This is a genomic window from Paenibacillus montanisoli (genome assembly GCF_003268025.1).
GTDB classification, from domain to species: Bacteria; Bacillota; Bacilli; order Paenibacillales; family Paenibacillaceae; genus Paenibacillus_Z; species Paenibacillus_Z montanisoli.
The window spans coordinates 464,502-481,142 of sequence record NZ_QLUW01000004.1 but is presented as its reverse complement, the minus strand read 5'-3'; the positions used below and the strand labels follow the sequence as shown (position 1 = coordinate 481,142).

Here is a 16,641-nt window from a genome sequence, read left to right as displayed (position 1 = left end):
TCGGGAGGGGGGGACTGCGCGCATGGTTCGAAGCAAATGGAGGCGCATGTTGACCCAGGCAGTCCTGCTGGGCGCGGTTTCGCTAATGGGAACGGCTTGCGCGAGTACGGCTTCCGCGCCGCCGCAAGGCAATCGCACCGCCATGGGGCATGAAGGCGAGTCGAATCCAGCCGCGCCGACCGAGCTCACCGTATTCATCGATATGCCGTGGTTTTGGGTCGATTCCTTCGAGGGGCCGATTCCCGAGGAGCTGACGAGACGGACCGGCATCAAGCTGAAGGTGATCAAGAGCAAAGACGATAACGAGCTTCCCGCGATGATCGCTGCCGGCAACATCCCGGATCTTATCTACTCCGACCGCCTTTCGGAGAGGCTGGCAAGCCCGCAGATCAGTTACGCGTGGGATGAGCTGATTTCGAAATATGCGCCGGATCTCGAGGTATCCGAGCAAGAGAAGCAGCTGAACCGGACGTCGGATGGCCATTATTATACGATCCGCAACTATTTCCTGACCGCGGCGGATATGCAGAGCCCTTATGCCGTGGCTGGACCCGGCACGACGGCAATGGTCGTGCGCGCCGATTTGATGGAGCAGCTCGGCAATCCGCCGCTGAAGTCGCTGCGCGAACTGGAGAGCCTGCTGCTGAAGGTGAAGAAGACGTATCCCAACATGACGCCGCTGCTGCTGGATGAGGTTAATCAATGGAGCGAATTTTTCAAAGGACGCTTCGGCATGGACGGGGCGGTCTACGAGGATGACGGGCAGCTGCTGAGCCAGCTGCGCAATCCGCAGATGCTCGCGTATTACCGTTATCTCAATCGGCTGTACCGCGAAGGCTTGATCAAGCCGGAAAACTTTACTTACAGCTACGAGCAGTATCTGAAGGAGCGCAACAGCGGCAATGCTTTCGCGTTCATCCGCAACGTGTACGAGGCGAATGCCGCCAACGACGCTTATAAGGCGGCAGGGCTGAAAGCCCGCGCCAGGCTGGTGACTTCGCCGCTCTCGGAATCGTTTGCCCGCGTGAATGAAACGATCGGCTGGGCCGGCACCTATATTACGAAGACGAGCAAGCACCCGGAGGCGGCCATCAAGCTCATGAGGTTCTTGCGCAGCGAAGAGGGACAGCGTCTGACGGTATGGGGCATCGAGGGCGTGCACTGGAACTTGTCGCCGAAGGGATATCCGGTATTCAAGGAGCCGTTCCTGCGGGAGAAGAACGAAAACTACGATAAATGGGTGCAAACCTACGGAGCGGCTGCATGGTCGTTCGGGGCGCATGGCAGCGTCGAAAATCTGGCAACCTTTGACGAAGGACAGCCAGATCTCATGAAGGTGCTTCGCATGGAGAAGGAGCATACCGTGTACAAGCCGCTTCTGTACTTCGCGAGTCCGCCCGCAGGCACGGAGGAGGCCGATATCGCCGGCAAAGTGAAGGATCTGATCGAAAGCGAACAGACGAACATTATTCTTGCCGAGTCGGAAGCAGCCTGCACGGTGCAATATGAGCTGATGGTCAGAAATGCCGAGCAGCTGGGACTGCGCAAGCTGGAGGTATGGATGACCCGCAAGTATAAAGAAATGGCGCAGAACAGCCGTTAATCCGGCTCCTGCGCCATTTCTTTGCCCGCATGATGAGCGTCGCCGAACTGGCGCGGCGTCATCTGCGTATGCTTCTTGAACACCTTGAAGAAGTGCCGCTGGCTCTCGAAGCCGGTCAGCATCGCCACCTCGCTTAAAGGCAGATTCGGGCGCGAGATGAGCAGTTCCTTCGCTTTAATGACTCTAAGTTGCTGGATGTAGGCAAGCACGTTCATGCCGGTTTCCTTTTTGAACAGGGAGCTGACGTAGTTGGGATGAAGCCCGACATGCTCCGCCACGGCGGAGAGGGACAGATCCCGATTATAGTTCGCCTCAATGAACTCCAGAATCTGCTTGCTGGCCTCCGGCTTCTCCGCATATTCGTGCTCGGCGGCATCCGGATCGTCCTGCTCCTCTTCGGCTTGAAGCGCATGCGGCTCCTGCTCGGCGAGCGCGTCTTGACCGAGCCGCACCAGCAGCTCCTCCAGCTGCTCATCGTCAATCGGCTTCAACAAATAGTCGATGACTTGCAGGCGGATCGCATCACGGGCGTACGAGAAGTCGTCGTACCCGGTCAAGATGATGAACCGCTGGCAAAGCCCCTCGCTCTTGGCCGCCTTAATCAGCTGCAGCCCGTTCATCTCAGGCATGTTGATGTCCGTCATGACGAGATCGGCAGGACTTTGGCGCAGCGCATCCAGCGCCTCCTCCGCGCTGGAGACGCCCTCGATGTCCGTGAAAGGCGTCTCGAATTGTTTGATTTTGCGCAGCAATCCACGCAGGATCGGCGCTTCGTCTTCGACGATGAGGAGCTTCATTCGGCATTCCCCTCCTTCGGCATCCGTAACGTAATGGTCGTTCCGATTCCTTGCTCGCTCTCCACGATCAGGCCGTAGGCCTGTCCATACTGGCTGATCATCCGCTCATGCACGTTCATGACGCCGATACCGCCTTGCTGCTGCTCCGGCTCCTGCGGCGCGGTATAGCCCGCGAGCTTCTGCCGAAGCTGCTCCAGCTTCTCCGGCGTCATGCCGGCGCCGTCATCTTGGATGCGGACGAAGGCCGTTCCGTCTTCGCCATAGACGCGGATGAGCAGCGTACCCGTTCCGCGCTTCTTGGAAATGCCATGCACGATGGCGTTCTCCACCAGCGGCTGGATGATGAAGCGCGGACAGTCGATGCGGAGCAGGCTCTCGTCCTCCACGTCGATGTCGTACTGCAGGCGTTCCTCCATCCGCACTTTATAGATTTGCAGGTAGCTGCGAATATGGGTAAGCTCGTCCTGCAGCTTGACATGCTGGCTCTTCGACAAGCTGTAGCGGATCGACTGCCCGAGCGCATAGATCATTTTGGCGACGTCGGGACTGTCGCTTTCCTCGGCGGCCATCCGGATCGCTTCGAGGCCGTTATAGATGAAATGCGGATTGATCTGTGCCTGCAGCGCCAAGTAGGCCGCTTCCTTCTGCCTTAGCTGCGAGATATCCACCTTGCTCATCAGCTCGTCGTGGCGGTCGATCATTTTATTGTAAGACGAGACAAGGAAGCCGATTTCGTCGCCGTCCTGATCTTCCTGGTATTTGGCCAGCAGGTTGCCGCGCATATGCTTGCCGAGCTTCACGATGCGCTGAACGACCGTGGAGACGGTAAAGAAATAAGCGAAGGTCAGAATGAGCAGCAGGGCGGCGATCATCAGCACGTAGAATTGGACGGAGTTCTTCGTTTGCTGGAACAGCTCGCTGGTCGGCGTCACCGTCAAGATCGTAGACTTCAGCTTCGGCACATGGAAGCTGTTCACCAGCAGCTGCCCTATCTCGGAATCCATGTACCGATAGGTTTTCGCTCCCTGCACGGACGAATGGATGCGCTCCTTATCGGCGCTGCCGAGCGGCAGCTTGGCCGACAAGGCAACGATCTCGTTTATTCTCCCGTCTTTCGTATCGTCCGCGTCGCCGGCCAGATAGTAATGCATCGGCGTGCCCTTCACGTCGGACGTATGGAACATGCTCGAAATGAACGTAAATTTGAGCCGGATTTCCATAAGGCCGGTTGCTTTGGTAAAATCATCATTGTACAGTTTCTTATAGTAGGTTAACTGCAGCGCGGAAGGCGTGGACAACTGCTGGAGCCAATAGCCTTCGCCTACATTCAGCCTGACGGCTTCGTCCGGAATGCTGTCATCGGGTTCGACGATGCTCGTCCCCATGCTCAGCACCTTCGGATCCGTCTTGAAGATGCGGATTTGATCGATGTAGAACGAATTGCTTTTATAGAAGGAGAACAGCGGCACGAGATCCCTCAAGTAGACGTAGACTTGCTCGGATTCGGCGCGGTATTTGCCCGCCAGCAGGCCGCTCAGCACTTTGTTCGTTTGGAAAATATCATGGATCATTTCGATTTGGCTCATGTTCATCGTTAGGGCGGTACCGAACTGCTTGATGAAGTATTCGCGGTTGTTGGCGAAATCCTGCAATGCGTTATTATGAATCTGCCGGTAATACAGCATCCCGATGCAGATGGTGGGCAGCAGAATGATGACGATGTAGCCGAGAATCATTTTTTTGACGATACCGATACTAAATCTGCGGAGCTTCACTTGCGGTTCACCTTCTCCTGCTGTAAGCGTTGTCGTTGTCGTACTCATTATAGTTCAAATGATTCCCTATATACTACTTGGCATAGGCATTTAGCCGCGTTAAAATTTCATGGTATGATGGTATAGAACGACGCACTCGGCGAGAGGGGTACATTGCAAGATGAACAACGTGAAGCTTATGCGGGCATTTTCGCTGGTCATAACTGCAACTCTGGTGCTGGCGGGCTGCGCAGGCGGCATAGGCAATAATGGGAAGAACCCATCGGAAGGCGGCAAGGTCGACTATTATAAGCTCCCGGAGACCGTGGAGATGAGCATCGTCAAACCGGTGCTCCCCGGCTTGAAGCTGAAGAGCGGCGAAACGCTTGAAGATAATGAATATACGGATTATGTCCTGGACAAAACGAATATCAAAACCCGGGTGCTGTGGTCGGCATCCTCAACCGATTTCGATCAGAAAATGCAGCTTGCGATCGCGAGCAACGACATTCCGGATGTGATGGTCGTCAACGAGAAGACGTTTCGCGCGATGGCCGCTGCGGACCAGCTGGAGGATCTGACTGACGTTTATGAGCGATACGCTTCGCCTCAGCTGCAGGACTTCTACCGATCGACCGAGGGCAGGGCGCTGGAGAAGGCGACCTATGAGGGCAAGCTGATGGCGCTGCCGAGCGTATCGATTCAAGCCGATGCGCCGTCGATTCTGTGGCTGCGCCAGGATTGGCTGGACAAGCTGAAGCTGCAGGCGCCGAAAACGATCGATGACTTTAAGAACGTCCTGAAGGCATTCGTGGAGAACGATCCGGACGGCAACGGGAAGGCGGACACGATCGGCTTGACCGGCAACAGCATTACGCTGGCTTCGCCGATCGGCGGCCTGCACGATTTCAAAGGGATCTTTAACGCCTTTAATTCCTATCCGTTGATCTGGACGAAGGACGAGAAAGGCCAGGTCGTATACGGCTCTACGCTTCCGGGCACGAAGCAGGCGCTGAGCGTCCTCCACGAGATGTACGTGGATGGCTTGATCGACAAGGAATTCGCGCTGCGCAAAACGCCGGACGATCTGGTCTTAAACGGCAAGACCGGCTCCTTCTTCGGGCCATGGTGGACGCCGTGGGCGCTGATTGATCCGCTCAGGAACAATCCGGAATCGGATTGGCGGCCATTCATGATTCAAGATGCGAACGGTCAGTACAACATCGCGAGCGTGCCCGTCAGCAATTTCTTCTTCGTCGTCCGGAAAGGGTACGAGCATCCGGAGGCGGCGGTGGTGTACAACAACATGCGCGTTCAAGCCGAACGCACGCCGGATGAACAGGCGAAGAAGCTGGACCCGGGTCATGGCTTGTGGCCGCTGCTGATGACGATCGATTACGCGGATGCGGCGACGCGCAAGCATGATTTGCTGGTGGAGGCACTAGCGGGCACGGTGAAGAAGGAAGACATGGACGGCGAAATGCAGATCGTTTACGAGCAGGCGCTGCGCGACCGGCAGCATCCGCGCGGCAATGCGAACGACTGGGGGCCTCCTGCGGCATACTTGCTGGGCGGCGGCATTCTGAAGATGCCGATGAACGTAACGGACCCCGTCTTCTCAGCGACGACGAAGACGATGGAGCGCAACTGGGCGAATCTGCAGAAGCTGGAGACCGAAACCTTCTACAAAATCATTTTGGGCGATGCGCCGCTGAATGCGTTCGACCAGTTCGTGGCGGATTGGAAGGCGCAGGGCGGGAACAAAATTATCGAAGAGATTACGGAAGAGCTGAAGAAGTAGTTTAATTGTTAGAGGGGCGCCCTATCCGGGCGCCTCAGCTCGTAGTTCTATTGTTTATCTCGATTGGACATAACATTTCTAACGTGGGATCACCTGCATCTTGAATGGCTTCGAGAATGGAAATTGCTCCATGCTGCCGTGTATACGCTAACGATTGCCACGCACGCTATTTAGCCTCAAATGGCCCTTTTGAAAGGCTAACGGTTCTCAGAGACGCTATTTGACGATTGGGGCAGCGAATTCTTCCGATTAGGGTTAAATAACGCCTCTGGCAACCGTTAGATTTTTAGAATGGCGATTTTTGCGCAAATAAGCAATGGAGCATCCGTTAGAATTTTTCGTGCGCTCTCTCATGCTGCCGCGCACTCGCCAACCATATAAAAGACGACAAGCCCGCCAATTAAACGATGGCGGGATTCTCTGCAATATAAGGCGCCCCTGTCCGGGCGCCTATTTGTTAAGCATCCGGCTTCATATACCGGTCGCGGAACAATGCCGGCGTTACCCCTTCGGCAAGCCGGAACCGCTCGATGTAATAGCTCGGCTTCGAGAAGCCGACCTCCTGCGCGATTTGTTTCACCGGTTTCGCTGTTGTTATCAGCATCTGCTTCGACAGCTCGATGCGCTGCCGGTTGAGATAAGCGAGCGGCGGCATCCCCATCTGCGCGTGAAAGGTCCGGCTAAAATAGGCCGGACTTATTCCGCATTGGTCGGCCAGCTTCTGCAGCGGCAAGTCTTTCGCGCAGTGCATCCGCATGAAGTCGGCGGCGCGTTTGATCGCCTGCACGAGGCCGGGCTCGCCCGGGGCGTCGAGATCGGTGGAGTGGAGGACCAGCTCCAGCACGAGCTCGTACAAAATCGCGGCATGCCGTGGCACAGCCGCCATGTCATTCACCGCCGCTGCCTGCCAAAGTTCCTGCAATAGCGCATGCAGCCGCTCGCCGCGATCGTAAGCGAACGCCCACACATCGCCGACCCGTTTCTCGCCGATGAGGTCGTTCATGCCTTCCCCTCGCAAATAGATCCACCATACCTCCCATGGATCATCCGGATCCGAGCCGAAATGCTGTTCTTGGTCTTCGGCATATAGAAAGCCCATGCCCGGCTTCAGCTCGATCGAGCCGGCCTTCGTTCGCAGCCAGCCCGTTCCCTTCGCGACAACATGAATGTTGTAGTGATCTGCCCCATATCGAATGCCGTTAACCAAATGGTTAGGTTCATCGTAGATATGCCCGATGCCGATCGGATAGGCCGGAAACCGGTCGAAGTCCGGCCGCGCCAGAAATTGCGCCTCATACATAGTCCTCGTCAGCTCCGCAAAAAGTTGATATGTAAATCGCAAAAAAGAGGTATCCGATTCGGAATAATTCTAGTATATAGTGTGCTTATAGCCTTTGGAATAGCAAAATCATCACATTATGTCGAAGAAGGGATGGCACGGCGGCATGGAATATACGACATTCGGCCGAACAGGACTTCGGGTATCGAAGCTTGGCTTGGGCGGCGCGCCGATCGGCGGCGATTTCAAGGATGTAGACGAGACGGAGATCGAGCGGGTCATTCATGAGGCGCTTGATCGGGGCATTAATTTCATTGATACGGCTCCGTTATACGGGAACGGCCTGTCGGAGGAACGCTTCGGCCGGGCGCTGCTTGGCGGCAGGCGCGGCAAGGTCGTGCTGGCGACGAAGGCGGCCCGACACGACCAAGACTACGATTACGCCGGAATCATCCGTTCCGTCGAAGGCAGTTTAAAGCGCTTACAGACTGACTGCATCGACCTGCTTCAGCTGCATGACGTGGAGAAGAAGCCGTATGAAATGATCATGCAGGAAGCGGTTCCGGCGCTGCAGAAGCTGCGAGACGACGGCAAAATCCGTTTCCTCGGCGTGACGACCCGCAACTTGGATTTGCTGAAACGGTACATGGAGACGGATGTGTTCGATTCCATCCAGTTTTACGCGCGGTATATGCTGCTCGATTATTCCGCTGCCAAAGAGATCATCCCGCTTGCCAAGGAGAAGAATATCGCCGTCATCAACGGCAGCGTGCTTGGCATGGGCCTTCTTGCCGACGCTCCGGCGAAGTTCCTAAGCGAAGAATTCGTCAGCGAAGCCGCCAGGCGGATGGAGAAGCTGGCCTTCCTGCGGCGCACCGAGCCGAAAGGGCTCATTGAGCCGGGCATGCGCTTCAGCCTGCAGAACCCCGATATCCATGTCACGCTGACCGGCACCGCTTCCAGCCGCTCGCTGCGCGCCAACATTTCGTATTGCGACGGCCAGGGCCTCTCGCAGGAGGATCACAGCCGGGTACTGAGCTTGTTCGGAGACTACCCGTCCTTATTTGCGTAATCTTTTCATGGCATGAATCCTTAACCCCATTCATAAACGGAGTAGGAGTGGTTACAAGCATGGCTTATATCGTGAAAAATGTGCATACCGTCAGCGACGAATTACTGGAGGAGCTGAAGCTCGTCAGCGTCAGCACCGCTTCTCATACGCTAGTGGAAATGGGCTACCGGAACGCCTACATGCAGGGGATCATGCCGCTGGCTTTCCCGGAGGGCCAGCAAAGCGCGGTCGGCCGCGCCGTAACGCTGCGGTTCGTGCCGTTACGCGAAGATCTTGTGAAGCAGCAGTACGATACGCTGCCGGAATCGCCGCACCGAGAAGCGTTGGAGTCGATTATGAAGAACGACGTGCTGGTCATTGATACCGGCAGCCATATGGAAACGGGCGTCGTCGGCGATATTTTCACGCGCCGTCTCCGTTATCTCGGCGGCCAGGCGATCATCGTGGACGGCTGCGTCCGCGATTTGCAGCGGATTAAGCAGGTTGATTTTCCGGTGCTGGCCAGAGGCGTTCACGGAGGCGCGATTCCCCGCTCGCTCATGTCCGTCGGCGTCAATGAGCCGATTCGCTGCGGCGGCGTAACCGTCATTCCGGGCGATATCATCCTGGCCGACCGCGACGGCTGCGTAGCCATTCCTCCGCAATGCGTGGAGGAGATCGTGAAGATCGCAAGAGCCCATGACGAGCTGGAGGAGCGCTGGATTAAAATGAAGCTGGATGAAGGCGCCTCCCTGCATACGCACTACCCGCCTAACGCCGAAGCGAGGCTCGAGTTCGAGCAGTGGAAGAAGGAGAATGGGTATGCGTAAACTGCATGCGAACCTTGCGTTCCATGAGCCGCCGAAGTGGGCGCTGCTGGAGCGCCAGCTGATCGAGCTGATTGATGAAGCGGTAGAGCCGCTGCTTGCGCGTTATGTCCGACCGGACGGGACGATGCTGTGGCCAACGACCGAGACCCATACCGGCATTGATGCGCTCGATGATATGTATGAGAGCTTTTTCAATTGGCCGTTGTTTTACATTCTGGGCGGTCATGAGAAGTTCAAGCAGCTGTCCAAGAAGGAATTCGACGCGATCACCGAGCAATTCTCCCGTTACGATTCAGGCACCGGCCACAAGATGGTTGAGAAGGAGTATGAGCAGGGATACGATTGGTTCCACCAAGGCGAAGGCTACACGATGTTTTACCATATGGGGTTGATGGACCCGAACGATCCGAAAATCAAGGAGCGGGCGATCCGCTACGCCGGACTGTTCCTTAATGAGGATCCGGAAGCCATCAACTACGACCCGGTGCACCGCACGATTCCTTATCCGCATTCCGGCAGCAAGGGGGCGACCGACCGTAATTTCAAGGTGCATTTCAGCGGCTGGCACTACGTCGATTGGATGAAGCATTACGGCCTTCATTATCAGGATGTCCCGGGCGTTCGAACGCTGGATGACCTGAAGCATGAGGAAGGCGCGCTAGCCATGGGCAAAGCAATCGTGGAGCGTGCTTCGCGCGGCGATATCCCGCTGAACCTGCTCGCTACGAGCATGGTTGCGAACGCATACCTTCATACGGGCGATCCGAAGTACAAAGCGTGGGTTAAAGAATACGTCGACGCTTGGGTCGATCGGGCGAAGCAAAATGGCGGCCTCATTCCGGACAACGTCGGCTTGAACGGCATCATCGGCGAGCATACGGGAGGCAAATGGTACGGAGGCTGGTATGGCTGGACTTGGCCGCACGGCTGGGTCAGCATCGGACAAGGCGTCGGCGTGGCTGCGCAGAATGCGCTGCTGCTGGAGCGCGATTCAGCTTATATCGAGTTTCTGCGTTCGCAGATGACGATCATGAACGAGAAGGCAATCGTCGGGGACGACGGCACGCGGTACTTGCCGAACAAATTCGGCGATCCGGGCTGGCATGGCTACGTCACCTCTAACATTCTTCTCGAAGACGACGGCAAGACGGTCGTGTATAAGGACGGCGCGTTCGAGTTCACGCCGATCGAGCCGTTCTATCCGACGCATTTGTGGTACATGTCCATGCAGGAGACCGACCATGAACTGTTGAAGTCGCTGCGCAACTATGCGAAGCCGGATTACAATCAAATCCGCTATTTCCGCAATAAGGACCAGGCCGGCCATGATTATTGCTGGGTCTCTTATTTGGATGGCGAGTATCCGAGCTATCCGGAAGAGATTTTGACGTACAATCTGACGCAGGTGTATCAACGGCTTAGCTTCATGCGGAGCGATACCGAGGATCCGGCGAGCTACCGTGACGACTACGTGCAGATCCGCAATACGGTGACGTTGGAAGGGCTGCTGCAGCTGACGCTCGGCGCGCCGTCGCCGCTCTATAACGGCGGCCTGCTCATGGCACGGCTGCGCTATTACGACGCTGATGCCAAGCGGCCGGGCCTCCCTCCGGACGTAGCTGCGTTGGTCGAGAAGCTGGAGGATGAGCGGACGATCGTGAAGCTAGTGAACCTGCATCCTACGCAGCCTCGGAACGTCATTTTGCAGGCAGGCGCGTTCGGCGAGCACCAGTTCACGGATGTCACGTACACCGTATTCGGCTCCGCAGCGAACGACGGCAGCGAGCTCGGCGCGCTCACGACGATGGAGAAGCTGCCAAGCGGCTTGTATAATCCGATCGCGGCTAAGATCACTGAAAAAGTGGATGGCAAATGGCTGTGCGTAGCCATTGAGCTGGGCAGCCATACGACGCTGGAGCTGGGCATGGCGCGTTTCGTAAACGACCCGTCTTATCAAGAACCGTGGGGTGAGCATAATGCCGGCTAATATTCACCGTTTCATGTGGATCTCCGCGATCAAGCGCGGCATGGAGGAGGCGTTCGCAACCGAGCTGGCAGGAGCGGGAGTTCAACTGCGTAAACGGCTGCAGCGGCAGGGCGTGCTGACGTGCAGCGTCTTTCGCGAGGGACGTTATCTGTTCACTTATCTCGAAGCCGGCGGAGCGGATAGCTTGTGGGCGTGGGATGACCGGCTGTCCTCACTGCTGGACGCGTGGCCGGGCATCGGCGAGCGGGATGCGCATGAGCTGCGCATGAACGATATTTTTCACGATGACATTCCGCTCGATGATGTGCCGTGGCGCCGCCCCGGCTACCGTCCGACGCAGCGGGTCGGCAGTCTTGCGAAGCTGAAGCCGGAGCAATACGCCAGCTATGTTTTCCTGCATTATCAGCTCCAGGAGGAGCAGCCGAGGCTGTTCAACAAGTACTATACGATCGGCAGCTTCGGCGACTATATTTTTTCCTATCATGAGCTGCCCGCGATCGTAGAGCCGACGCGGAAGGGACTGCTTGCCACGAGCGAGACGCCGCCCGACTGGGGCGTGGCCATGGCGCCGCATTTTGAACCGTGGGCGGATGACACGGAGCGGGAACCGGTGTGGCGCGTGATGGAAGAGATCTTTTCGATGAGTCGCGATTAAGCAAAGAAGCACAGCCGCTAAGCAGGCTGTGCTTCTTTCTCGGTATAGGCGGATTGCCGTTCAAACCGGTTAAACATGCTGTTATAGATAAATGCGGACAGGACGGCCAGTACGGCCAGCAGGGTGAACGTCCAAGCGAAGCCGATCCAGCTCGTGAGCGGTATGGTCAGCGGGGCTATCGTCCGGCCCAGCGTGAAGCGCAAGCTGGCGGCGGCGAAATATTGGCCGCGGATTTCTTCCGGGGCCAGTCTCGCGACGAAAGCCTGCTGCGGTCCAGCTGACATGAGCTCGGCCAAGGTGAAGATGGCGATGGCGAGCGTGAAGCCCCAGAAACCGGACATGAGCCCGAACATTTGGATGCCGGCTGCATAGAGCAGGGAAGCGCCGAAAAAGATATACCTGTCGCGGAAGCCGGTGATCCATTTGGTGACAACAACGGTGAACATCGCGACGAAGAGTCCGTTCTCCGATACGATCAGGCCGAACAGCTGCTGCCCGGTTACCTTCAGCGTCCAGTCGCCGAACGAGAAGATGGTCGCCTGCGCGACGGTTTCTTTCAGAAATACCGGGAAGAGCAGGTCCAATTGCATGAAGGTTTGCGACAGCAGCACGCCCGCGATGATGAAGAGCAGGAAGACGCGGTCGGTGGCGATAACCCTGTAATCCCGCAGCTGTGCCGCCACGAATCGGTACCACGGCTCGCCTGCGTTGGACCGTTTCCGCTCGGCAGACTGCTCCGGAAGCGTTTCCTGCAGCCGAATATTCATGAAGATCGCGAGCAGCATGCAGACGATCGCAGCGATAACGAGCACGTTGTACGGGTTGTCCTCATAGAGGAGCGAACCGAGCAACGGACCGACGACGACGGCCATATTGGCCGCGGTGTAGAAGATGGCGAAGACGTTTGCTTGATGCTTCTCTTCAACGACGTCGGCGACCATCGCTTGGCTTGCGGGCCAATACAGCGCGCCGAAGAAGCTCGCCAGCGTAAAGCCGATAAAGCCGGCGACCGGCATTTGCAGCCAAGGCGACGCCGAGACGGCGAACAGTCCGTAGCCGAAGGCTTGTCCCCATGCGGCAAAGACCATCATCCGCTTGCGGCCGAACCGGTCCGCGCAATAGCCGCCGAGCAGGTTGGCGAATACCGAGAGCAGCTGCGAGATGACTAGCAGGATGCCCGTCCAGCCTTTGCCGAACTCGCGCGTGAAATAGATGGATAAGAACGGAAAGAATGTCCAGAAAATAACGTTGAAGGCCGCTTCTCCGCCAAGGCGGATTTTTAGATTCATATCCCAATCTCTGATTTTCATTGTGCTGCAATCCCTCTGGTTGTAAGTGTTTATCCATCATACACTGTCTAAACATTATGAAACAAGCGATAAAGAATGGCACCGTGCTATAATAAAGAGATAAAGAATGATCATGCGAGAGGTGCCCATGCCAGACGATACGTCCTATACGACCGAAGAAATAGCGAAGCTGCTTAAGATTTCCAAGCTTACCGTCTACGATCTGATCAAAAAAGGCGAGCTGCCCTCTTACCGCGTAGGCAAACAGATCCGCATTGATGCCTCCGACATCGAAGCGTATAAGGTTCGCGCAAAGGGAGCAGCCGCGACTGCGCCGGGCGTTGTCCTTCAGCCGCTGCCGGAGCGGGCTGAATCTACATGGGTCACGGCTGCGCGATCGCCGCATGACCGCTCGCTAGTGATAACCGGGCACGATATCAGCCTTGATGTGCTGAGCAAGCATATCGAGAAGCAGGTACCGGGCGTACGGCCGCTGCGGTCGTTCGTCGGCAGCATGGACAGCTTGATTTCCATGTACAATGGCGAATCCGACATCGTCAGTACCCATCTGCTTGACGGCGACACAGGGACGTACAATTTGCCCTATATCCGCAAACTGTTGGTTGGCAAGCCGCTGGTCGTCGTTCATTTGCTTGCTCGTTCGGCCGGCTTCTACGTTCGGGAGGGCAATCCGCTGCAAATCCGCGATTGGGCGGATCTCGGCAAGCCAAGGCTGAAGCTGGTGAACCGGGAGCAGGGATCAGGCGCGCGCGTCCTGCTTGACGAGCAGCTGAGGCTGCACGGCATATCGGCACAGGCGATCGCAGGTTACGAGGATGTAGAGAGCAGCCATTTGGCGGTGGCCGGCAAGATCGCCGCGGGAGAAGCCGATGTCGGCGTCGGCATTGAAAAGGCCGCAAGCATCGTTGGCGGCGTTGATTTCGTGCCGCTTATTCAAGAGCGCTACGATCTCGTCATGCTGAAGCAGCCGAACAATGCGCGATGGATCGACGCCGTCATTCAGATCCTGCAGTCAGAGGGGTACCGGAATGAGCTGCGCAGCATTCGCGGCTATGATTTGACGGATACGGGCCGGATTCTGCTGGAAACGTAACGTGCTCCATAAAAGAAGCCCATCGATGCGCCTGCATGCGCGCATCGACGGGCTTCTTTATTGCCGTTAATCCGTTTCTTTCGTAAGCCGGTTCACGACCAGCAGCATGATCAAGGAAAGTACCATCATCGAGCCTGACCACAGCCAGGCCATACGCATGCTGCCCCCGTCCATGGCAACGTAAATGGCGGTAGGAATCGTCTGCGTTCGGCCCGGAATATTGCCGGCAATCATCAAGGTGGCGCCGAATTCGCCGAGGCCGCGCGCGAAGCCGAGGATGTATCCGGTCGTGACCGAGCGGAAGGCCAACGGAAACGTGATATACCGGAACACCTGCCACTCGGATGCGCCGCAAACCCTTGCCGAATTTTCCAGCGCGGCGTCTATTCCCTCGAAGCCGGCTTTCATTGTACGATAAGCGAGTGGAAACGCAACCACCGAGGCAGCGATTACCGCAGCCTCCCAGGTGAAAATAATCGGGCCGCCGAACAGCGATTCATAGAGCTTTCCAAGCCAGCTTCTCCGGCCGAACGCGACAAGCAGAACGAAGCCGATGACCGTCGGCGGCAGCACGAGCGGCAGCATCAGCACCGCGTCGACAAGGCTCTTGCCGAAGAAGCGGGTTTTGGCCATTCGCCATGCAATGAAGCTTGCGGCGAGCAGCACCAGCACGCTGGCTATGAGGGAGACTTGAATCGATAGCGCAATAGGTTCAAAGAAGGTCGGCCAATCCATCAGGACGTCATCCTTTGCTTAAGGCAGCTTAAAGCCGTATTTGGCGAAAATCGCATCCGCTTTGCTGCCTTGCAAATACGAATAGAACGCGGCCGCTTCCTTCGGATGCTTCGTGTCCTTCACGATGCCGGCCGGGTAAAGAATCGGCTTATGCACGCCAGGAATTATGCGGAGCGCGATGCTGGCTTTCTTGGAGGTCATCGCGTCGGTTTTGTAGACGAAGCCTGCATCAACATTGCCGGTCTCGACGTAGGTGAGCACCTGACGAACGTCCTTGGCATAGACGAGCTTGGATTGCAGCGAATCCCACACTTTGCGGGTCTGCAGCGTCTCCTTCGCGTATTGGCCGGCTGGGACCGATTCCGGCTGCCCGATCGCAACGGTTTCGATATCTTTATCGACTAATTGCTTAACGGTGGTAAAAGCTTTCTTGCTGGTTTTCGGAACAACCATGACCAGCTCGTTTTTCAGCAACAGCGTGCTGCGCCCAATAAGCTTTTTATCCACCAGCGCATCCATTTGTTTCGAACCTGCTGAGAAAAACAGGTCAACCGGAGCGCCTTGCTCGATTTGCTTTTGCAGCGTGCCGGAAGAGCCTAGATTGAACACGAGATCGATGCTGGGATGGCTTGCTTCATAGCCTTTCTCGATCTCGGCGAGACTATCCTTTAAGCTTGCGGCGGCTGAAACGAGCAATTCCGTTTTCTTCGGGGCCGCGACCGCGGGCTGAGTCGATGCCGCGAGTAATGCCGCCGGGAGGGCAAGGCTTAGCAGCCGTTTGCTTTTGCGTTTCATCGTCACTACGACCACTCCAGTTCCATGTCTTTGCCATGTATCGTATCATACTACTCTATCAAATTATATATTTTATTTTATATTTAAATATATTTAGTATGGTTTTATTATAAGCAGTATTGGGAAGCTAACTAGAAGAAGCAGAAGAGGGGATCCCATTGTCCAGAAAGAAGCTGCTGACCACGATCGCGTGCTTGCTGTTTGCAGCCGTGTCCATGACCATTACGGTCGATCAGCTGATTACCTTTAAGACGGCTTCAGCATTTGCCTCGGGCAGCGATGCCGAGGTGCGAATTCCGGTATTATGCTATCATTCCGTAACGGATACGAAGACAGGCGATTATGTGGTCAGCCCAGCTGACTTCGAAGAACAAATGGCTTGGCTGCACGAGCACGGTTACCGCGGCATCAATTTGCGGCAATTTAGTGCATTAATGAAAGGCGAGACGCCGAATGACGGCCGCAACGTGATGATCACGTTCGACGACGGCTACAAGGACAACTTCACGAACGCCTATCCGATCTTAAGCAAATACGGCTATATCGCGGTTGAATTTCTGGTGACCAATTGGGTAAGCGCGCCGGGTTACATGAATTGGAGCGAAGCGGACGAGCTAAGCCGGCACGGATGGGATCTGATGTCGCATACGCGCACCCATCCTTACTTGCCTCTGCATACATCCAAGGGCCAGACCGATGAAATTGCCGGCTCCAAAGCCGCGCTGGAGAAGCACCTGTCCAAGCCGGTTCAAGCGATTGCCTATCCATACGGGCTGCGCAGCTTCGAGACGGTTAACATCGTGAAGGACAGCGGCTATGTCTATGGGTTTACGTTCGATGACGGCATGACGACCTCGTCGCAGGATCCGTATTTGCTTAAGCGCCTGTTTATTTCGGGCGAAATGGATGCGGCTGCCTTTGCAGGGAAGATGGGGATGACGGCTGAATAGA

Annotated in this window: 14 protein-coding genes; 8 read left to right on the top strand and 6 right to left on the bottom strand. The window is 56.3% G+C overall.

The window, feature by feature from the left end; genetic code table 11:
• The first annotated feature begins 22 nt into the window (after positions 1 to 22).
• Positions 23 to 1,603, top strand: coding sequence for an extracellular solute-binding protein (locus DL346_RS21810; RefSeq protein ID WP_112884472.1), 1,581 nt, complete (start codon positions 23 to 25; stop codon positions 1,601 to 1,603).
• On the opposite strand, the gene DL346_RS21805 is transcribed toward DL346_RS21810, so the two are convergent.
• Positions 1,600 to 2,400, bottom strand: a complete 801-nt coding sequence (locus tag DL346_RS21805) for a response regulator transcription factor (RefSeq protein WP_112884471.1) — start codon at positions 2,398 to 2,400, stop codon at positions 1,600 to 1,602. The two genes, DL346_RS21810 and DL346_RS21805, sit on opposite strands and share 4 nt — an antisense overlap.
• Positions 2,397 to 4,175: a sensor histidine kinase gene (locus DL346_RS21800; RefSeq protein ID WP_165822621.1), complete on the bottom strand. Its 1,779-nt coding sequence runs from the start codon at positions 4,173 to 4,175 to the stop codon at positions 2,397 to 2,399. Before DL346_RS21800 ends, DL346_RS21805 begins: the two co-directional genes overlap by 4 nt.
• Before the next feature lie 160 nt (positions 4,176 to 4,335).
• Here DL346_RS21800 and DL346_RS21795 point away from each other — a divergent pair, with 160 nt between their 5' ends.
• A complete protein-coding gene (locus DL346_RS21795) occupies positions 4,336 to 5,955 on the top strand; it encodes an extracellular solute-binding protein (RefSeq protein WP_112884469.1) in 1,620 nt (539 codons plus the stop codon).
• Positions 5,956 to 6,412: 457 nt separating this feature from the next.
• Here DL346_RS21795 and DL346_RS21790 read toward each other — a convergent pair whose 3' ends face one another.
• Positions 6,413 to 7,255 carry an AraC family transcriptional regulator gene (locus tag DL346_RS21790; RefSeq protein ID WP_112884468.1) on the bottom strand — a complete coding sequence of 281 codons (843 nt, stop codon included), beginning with the start codon at positions 7,253 to 7,255 and terminating at the stop codon, positions 6,413 to 6,415.
• 145 nt (positions 7,256 to 7,400) lie between these two features.
• On the opposite strand from DL346_RS21790, the gene DL346_RS21785 reads away from it, so the two are divergent.
• The 4 genes from DL346_RS21785 to DL346_RS21770 are packed head-to-tail and all read left to right on the top strand — an operon-like array spanning position 7,401 to position 11,757.
• Positions 7,401 to 8,306, top strand: coding sequence for an aldo/keto reductase (locus tag DL346_RS21785; RefSeq protein ID WP_112884467.1), 906 nt, complete (start codon positions 7,401 to 7,403; stop codon positions 8,304 to 8,306).
• Positions 8,307 to 8,365: 59 nt separating this feature from the next.
• On the top strand, positions 8,366 to 9,115 hold the full coding sequence (locus tag DL346_RS21780) for an RraA family protein (protein WP_112884466.1): 750 nt from the start codon (positions 8,366 to 8,368) through the stop codon (positions 9,113 to 9,115).
• Positions 9,108 to 11,102, top strand: coding sequence for a DUF8034 domain-containing protein (locus DL346_RS21775; RefSeq protein WP_112884465.1), 1,995 nt, complete (start codon positions 9,108 to 9,110; stop codon positions 11,100 to 11,102). Before DL346_RS21780 ends, DL346_RS21775 begins: the two co-directional genes overlap by 8 nt.
• Positions 11,092 to 11,757 carry a hypothetical protein gene (locus tag DL346_RS21770; RefSeq protein ID WP_112884464.1) on the top strand — a complete coding sequence of 222 codons (666 nt, stop codon included), beginning with the start codon at positions 11,092 to 11,094 and terminating at the stop codon, positions 11,755 to 11,757. The genes DL346_RS21775 and DL346_RS21770 overlap by 11 nt, the downstream gene beginning before the upstream one ends.
• 17 nt (positions 11,758 to 11,774) lie before the next feature.
• Here the strand turns inward: DL346_RS21770 and DL346_RS21765 are convergent, their stop codons facing one another.
• On the bottom strand, positions 11,775 to 13,067 hold the full coding sequence (locus DL346_RS21765) for an MDR family MFS transporter (protein WP_112884463.1): 1,293 nt from the start codon (positions 13,065 to 13,067) through the stop codon (positions 11,775 to 11,777).
• 127 nt (positions 13,068 to 13,194) lie between these two features.
• On the opposite strand from DL346_RS21765, the gene DL346_RS21760 reads away from it, so the two are divergent.
• Entirely contained in the window at positions 13,195 to 14,160 is a 966-nt protein-coding gene (locus tag DL346_RS21760; RefSeq protein WP_112884674.1) for a helix-turn-helix transcriptional regulator, read from the top strand.
• Positions 14,161 to 14,226: 66 nt separating this feature from the next.
• Here the strand turns inward: DL346_RS21760 and modB are convergent, their stop codons facing one another.
• Positions 14,227 to 14,895, bottom strand: a complete 669-nt coding sequence (gene modB, locus DL346_RS21755) for a molybdate ABC transporter permease subunit (protein ID WP_112884462.1) — start codon at positions 14,893 to 14,895, stop codon at positions 14,227 to 14,229.
• A gap of 18 nt (positions 14,896 to 14,913) precedes the next feature.
• The gene (modA, locus tag DL346_RS21750; RefSeq protein WP_112884673.1) at positions 14,914 to 15,690 is read right to left on the bottom strand and encodes a molybdate ABC transporter substrate-binding protein; all 777 of its coding nucleotides are present in this window, start codon (positions 15,688 to 15,690) and stop codon (positions 14,914 to 14,916) included.
• 158 nt (positions 15,691 to 15,848) lie between these two features.
• Here modA and DL346_RS21745 point away from each other — a divergent pair, with 158 nt between their 5' ends.
• Positions 15,849 to 16,640, top strand: coding sequence for a polysaccharide deacetylase family protein (locus tag DL346_RS21745; protein WP_112884461.1), 792 nt, complete (start codon positions 15,849 to 15,851; stop codon positions 16,638 to 16,640).
• Position 16,641: the final 1 nt, after the last annotated feature.

What these genes read in the sequence shown, in the direction of transcription:
- DL346_RS21810 (WP_112884472.1), top strand. Translation starts at nt 23, where the DNA reads ATGGTTCGAAGCAAATGGAGGCGCATGTTGACCCAGGCAGTCCTGCTG.
- DL346_RS21805 (WP_112884471.1), bottom strand. Translation starts at nt 2,400, where the DNA reads ATGAAGCTCCTCATCGTCGAAGACGAAGCGCCGATCCTGCGTGGATTG.
- DL346_RS21795 (WP_112884469.1), top strand. Translation starts at nt 4,336, where the DNA reads ATGAACAACGTGAAGCTTATGCGGGCATTTTCGCTGGTCATAACTGCA.
- DL346_RS21790 (WP_112884468.1), bottom strand. Translation starts at nt 7,255, where the DNA reads ATGTATGAGGCGCAATTTCTGGCGCGGCCGGACTTCGACCGGTTTCCG.
- DL346_RS21785 (WP_112884467.1), top strand. Translation starts at nt 7,401, where the DNA reads ATGGAATATACGACATTCGGCCGAACAGGACTTCGGGTATCGAAGCTT.
- DL346_RS21780 (WP_112884466.1), top strand. Translation starts at nt 8,366, where the DNA reads ATGGCTTATATCGTGAAAAATGTGCATACCGTCAGCGACGAATTACTG.
- DL346_RS21775 (WP_112884465.1), top strand. Translation starts at nt 9,108, where the DNA reads ATGCGTAAACTGCATGCGAACCTTGCGTTCCATGAGCCGCCGAAGTGG.
- DL346_RS21770 (WP_112884464.1), top strand. Translation starts at nt 11,092, where the DNA reads ATGCCGGCTAATATTCACCGTTTCATGTGGATCTCCGCGATCAAGCGC.
- DL346_RS21765 (WP_112884463.1), bottom strand. Translation starts at nt 13,067, where the DNA reads ATGAAAATCAGAGATTGGGATATGAATCTAAAAATCCGCCTTGGCGGA.
- DL346_RS21760 (WP_112884674.1), top strand. Translation starts at nt 13,195, where the DNA reads ATGCCAGACGATACGTCCTATACGACCGAAGAAATAGCGAAGCTGCTT.
- modB (WP_112884462.1), bottom strand. Translation starts at nt 14,895, where the DNA reads ATGGATTGGCCGACCTTCTTTGAACCTATTGCGCTATCGATTCAAGTC.
- modA (WP_112884673.1), bottom strand. Translation starts at nt 15,690, where the DNA reads ATGAAACGCAAAAGCAAACGGCTGCTAAGCCTTGCCCTCCCGGCGGCA.